Genomic DNA, 4,761 nt, shown 5'->3' on the forward strand with positions numbered 1-4,761 from the left:
TCCGGGCGGGCGGTGCAGGGCTCAAGGGCCTCTTCGTGGGCAAGCCCACTCCCACAATGAGTACCGCGTCAGGCGCATATCTTGTGCATGCTGCAATCCTTGTGGGAGCTGGCTTGCCAGCGAAGGCGTCAGGGCAGGCGGTGCAGGGCTCCAGGGCCCCTTCGTGGGCAAGCCCACTCCTACAATGAGTACCGCGTCAGGCGCACATCTTGTGCACGCCGCGATGCTTGTGGGAGCTGTGTACGAGCGCGGCTGCCGTTGGTCAGGACTGTCATTTCTGACAGTAGAGTCTTGCCTCGCGTTCTTCTAGGGTCCTGTTCTACACACCGCCTGTTCATGAGCGCCCAATCGGTTGCGCGCTTTGCCGTCGCAGGTGCCGCGTAGCCAAGGAGCCAGGGTCATGGGCGATGAAATGGTTGTAACGCAGGACGGACGTGGGATCGCCGTGAAGATTGCGGCACTGCTGGGGTGGCTAGCGTTGCTGCTCCAGCTGTATCTGATCCTGGCTTCGCGCTGGCAGGGCGATAAAAGCCTGCTGGGCGGGGTGGATATCTTCTTCAGCTACTTCACGGTCCTGACCAATATCCTCGTGGCGATCGTGCTGACCTGCGCGGCGACATCGGGGGATTCGGCGCTGCGCCGCTTCTTTCTCAAACCCACTGTCCAGACTGGCGTGGCCGCCGCCATCGTGGTGGTCGGGCTGGCGTACAACCTGCTGTTGCGCGAGACCTGGAGCCCAGAGGGCTTGCAGTGGTGGGCCGATGAATTGCTGCACGACGTGATGCCGGTACTGTTTGTGATCTATTGGTGGTTCTGCGTGCCCAAGGGCACCTTGCACTGGCGGGATCTCTGGCCGTGGCTGCTCTATCCGTTGGTCTATTTCATCTATGCCCTGGTGCGTGGGCACTTTGTTGGTTCCTACCCCTATCCCTTTATCGAAGTGGACAAACTGGGTTATCCACAGGTGTTTATCAATGCCTTGATGATATTGGTGGGATTCGTGGTGGTGTCGCTGGTACTGATTGCCCTGGACCGGTGGAAAGGCAAGCGTTGATTGGATAAGTAAGGTAGGTCATGGTGTGAGCGAACGCGACAGTGGACGTGCGTCTTGAAGGAGGAGGTTTTTGCTTTGGCAAGCACATGGCCGATAGCAATGGAGGCTGGTTCATCGAGGGCGCCCAGTTAAGCCCCGTGAGTTATAAGTTCACGGCAAGTGCTGGTCGGCTGGGCAGAGCAGGCGGCAGGGTGTTCCCGCAAAAAGGCGACCCTTTCATGGTCGCCTTTGTACTTCTTCCGGTTTGCTAAACATACAGGGTCAAGTCCACCGCCCAACCGGATGCCTCATTATCCAGGCTTGCATAGGCACCGTATGAGTTGAATGCACCCGGATTATCTTTGGGGGCATGTACCGAGATAGCCCATGTTCCGTCAGGTCCAACAACTCCTCTACCCAACTCATTGTTAGTATTGGTTTGAGAGACAATAACGAGACTGCCAGGCGTTCCAGTGCCGAAGAGGGTGGGGTTAGGGCCCATTCCGGGAGAACGATCTGGAGGGTAGGTAAACACAGGGGTCAAGACAGCCATGATGTTTCTCCATTCAAAAGGGAAATGGCTGATCAATGAAGTAACAGCAAGCGCCTCATAAAAAACGTCAGCTGGGAGATATTTTAAAAAATTAGCCGGCTTCGTCTACTGTCAGTATTGACAGTAAATTATAATTTTTGGCTATATCTTTCCCTGTTTTTGCAGATCGGGTGATTGGAAAGGCTTGCTGCTGTTTTTATAGATTTATTCATGGTTGGCAGTTTTTTATTTCCATCTATTCATGAAAAAGGCGGCCTCCTGACGAGCCGCCTTTCTCATTGGCTTCAAGTTTACTCGGACAACCTATACGCCAGTACATAATCTCCTTGTCTGGTCCCCAGCGAACCATGCCCGCCAGCCATCACCAGCACGTACTGCTTGCCGTCCTTGCCGGTGTAGGTCATCGGTGTGGTCTGGGCGCCCGCAGGCAGGCGGCCTTCCCAGAGTTGCTTGCCGTTTTTCACGTCATAGGCGCGCAGGTACTGGTCCAGGGTGCCGCTGAGGAAGGCCACGCCACCGGCGGTGGTGAAGGTCCCGCCCAGGCTCGGTACGCCCATGCTCAGGGGAATCGGTACCGGTGAGCTGTCGCGCACGGTGCCGTTCTTGTGCATCCAGATCGTCTTGTGGGTGGTCAGGTCGACCGCCGCGACATAGCCCCAGGCCGGTGCCTGGCACGGCAGGCCCATCGGCGACAGCAGGGCTTCGAGGATGACGCCATAAGGCGCGCCCTTGTTCGGCTGCACGCCTTCGGTTTCACTCTTGCGCGGACCCTGGGCGGCGATGTCCGCCGCCGGGATCAGCTTGGAGCGGAAGGCCATGTAGCTCGGGTTGACGAAGGCGATCTGGCGCACCGGATCCACCGAGATACCGCCCCAGTCGAACACGCCGAAGTTGCCGGGATAGACGATCGAGCCCTGCAGCGATGGCGGGGTGAACGGCCCGTCATAACGCAGCGACTTGAAGTCGATCCGGCAGAGCATCTGGTCGAACGGGGTCACGCCCCACATGTCGCGTTCCTTGAGGGGCGGCGGCATGAAGTTGAGGTCGGACTTCGGTTGCGTCGGCGAGGTGTGGTCGCCGGCGACGGCTCCTTGGGGCACCGGCACTTCGTTGATCGGCACGATCGGCTTGCCGTTGCTGCGGTCCAGCACGTAGATGCTGCCCTGCTTGGTCGAGGCCAGTACGGCGGGCTTCACGCCGTCGGTGGTCTTCAGGTCCATCAGGGTCGGCTGGCCGCCCACGTCCATGTCCCACAGGTCGTGGTGGGTGAACTGGAAGCTCCAGCGCACATGGCCGGTGTCGATATCCAGGGCGGTCAGGCCGGCGCTGAATTTCTCCGAATCCGGGGTGCGGGCGCCACCGAACTGGTCGGGCGTCTGGTTGCCCATCGGCAGGTAGAGCATGCCGAGTTTTTCATCGACGGCGAACATCGACCACATGTTGGGCGAGTTGCGGGTGTAGGTCTTGCCCGGGGCGATCGGAGTGGTGTCGTCCGGGTTGCCGCTGTCCCAGTTCCACACCAGCTTGCCGGTGTGCACGTCGAAGGCACGGATCACGCCGCTGGGTTCGTCGGTGGAGACGTTGTCGGTGACGTGGCCGCCGATCACCACCAGGTTGCGGGTCACGGCCGGTGGCGAGGTCGAGTAGTAGCCGCCCGGGGCAAAGGTGCCGATATTGGCGCCGAGGTCGACCTGGCCCTTGTCGCCGAAGTCTTCGCACATCTTGCCGGTGTCGGCGTTCAGGGCGATCAGGCGGGTGTCGGCGGTCGGCAGGAAGATGCGCCGCGGGCACAGGTTTTCCTGGCCGCTGGCGGTCAGTTGGCCGGCCGGCGCGCTGTTGCCATCCACTGACGCAGTGGTGGACGCGGCCGGTGCGGATGAGCTGGCATCGGCGATGTAGGCGTTGTCATCGTGATACGACACGCCACGGCAGGTCATGTGCGCCCAACCCTTGAAGTTCGCCGCCTTCTGCGTCGAGAGCTTCGGATCGAAACGCCAGATTTCCTTGCCGGTGTCCGGGTCAAGGGCGATCACCTGGCTGTGTGGCGTGCACACGTAGAGCATGCCGTTGACTTTCAGCGGGGTGTTTTCCGCGGTGGTTTCACCCGGGTCGTTCGGCCCCGGGATGTCACCGGTCCGATAGGTCCAGGCCGGCACCAGCTTGTGGGCATTCTCTGGAGTGATCTGCGCGAGAGGCGAGTAGCGATCGCCATGGGCACTGCGGCCGTAGGAGTTCCAGTCGCCGTCGGCCATGGCCGGGGCGGTGTTGCTCATGCCGGGGACGCCGTCGCGATCCAACTGGCCCTTGATTTCACCGGGGTGGGTGAACTGGCTGGCCACCGCGGCGGCACCCGCCAGGACCACGGCCACGCCGAGCGCCCCGGTGCCCATCGGCGCCGCGCCACTGTGCAGCAACGGACGGCGGAACCACGGCAGCAGCATGACGATACCGAGGGCGAACAGCAGTGCCAGGCGCGGCACCAGTTGCCACCAGTCCAGGCCGACTTCCCACAAAGCCCACAGCGTACTGGCGAACAGCACCAGCGCGTAGAGGCCCAGCGCGGCCCGGCGGGCGGCCAGCAGCAGGCCGCCGGTCAGCACCAGGCCGATCCCGGCCAGCAGGTAGTACAGCGAGCCGCCGAGCAGGCTCAGCTTGATCCCTCCGGCCAGCAGGGCCAGGCCCATCAGCAGCAGCACGATGCCGAGCAGGCTGGGCAGCAGACGGCTTCGACTCGAAGCAGGGTCGGTGCTCATAGTGTGGTTTCTCCGTGACGTTATAAGGTGTCCCGCGCTATATCACTGTAGATGACGATCTGGCGCGGGCTTGGTTCAATCGGGTGACGGTCTTCGAGGACGCGGTCAGCTGTGCGGGCGCGCACGGCGGCACGCGACGTGGCCTGGGCGCAGCTCGGGAAGTCGGGGATAAAACCGGGAACCGGGACGTTTCTTGCGCAAGTCACGCAAGGTGAAACGTTTCAGTCGTTAGCTGGCTAAGGATAAAGCCAAGGTGAGGGGGGAAACAGGGCGTTCCCTGAGATGGATCATTGTGGAATCGGTAATAGTGCGGTTGTGGGGGGGGGGGGGGGGGGGGGGGGGGGGGGGGGGGGGGCGTGTTAGCTTCGTTTTCACACCAACCCTCAGCACCACCATCCCACCCAACGACACCACCCCGGCCA

Annotated in this window: 2 protein-coding genes; one reads left to right on the forward strand and one right to left on the reverse strand. The window is 61.6% G+C overall.

Annotated features, from left to right (window positions below; genetic code table 11):
• Positions 1–400 precede the first annotated feature (400 nt).
• Complete coding sequence (locus tag ACL9RJ_RS33185; protein ID WP_017126374.1) at positions 401–1,054, forward strand: Pr6Pr family membrane protein; 654 nt, start codon at positions 401–403, stop codon at positions 1,052–1,054.
• An 822-nt stretch (positions 1,055–1,876) separates the two neighbouring features.
• On the opposite strand, the gene ACL9RJ_RS33190 is transcribed toward ACL9RJ_RS33185, so the two are convergent.
• Positions 1,877–4,339, reverse strand: coding sequence for a glucose/quinate/shikimate family membrane-bound PQQ-dependent dehydrogenase (locus ACL9RJ_RS33190; protein ID WP_422766017.1), 2,463 nt, complete (start codon positions 4,337–4,339; stop codon positions 1,877–1,879).
• Positions 4,340–4,761 lie beyond the last annotated feature (422 nt).

Origin of the sequence: Pseudomonas sp. Mn2068 (assembly GCF_049319725.1) — a bacterium.
Classification (GTDB): domain Bacteria; phylum Pseudomonadota; class Gammaproteobacteria; order Pseudomonadales; family Pseudomonadaceae; genus Aquipseudomonas; species Aquipseudomonas gingeri.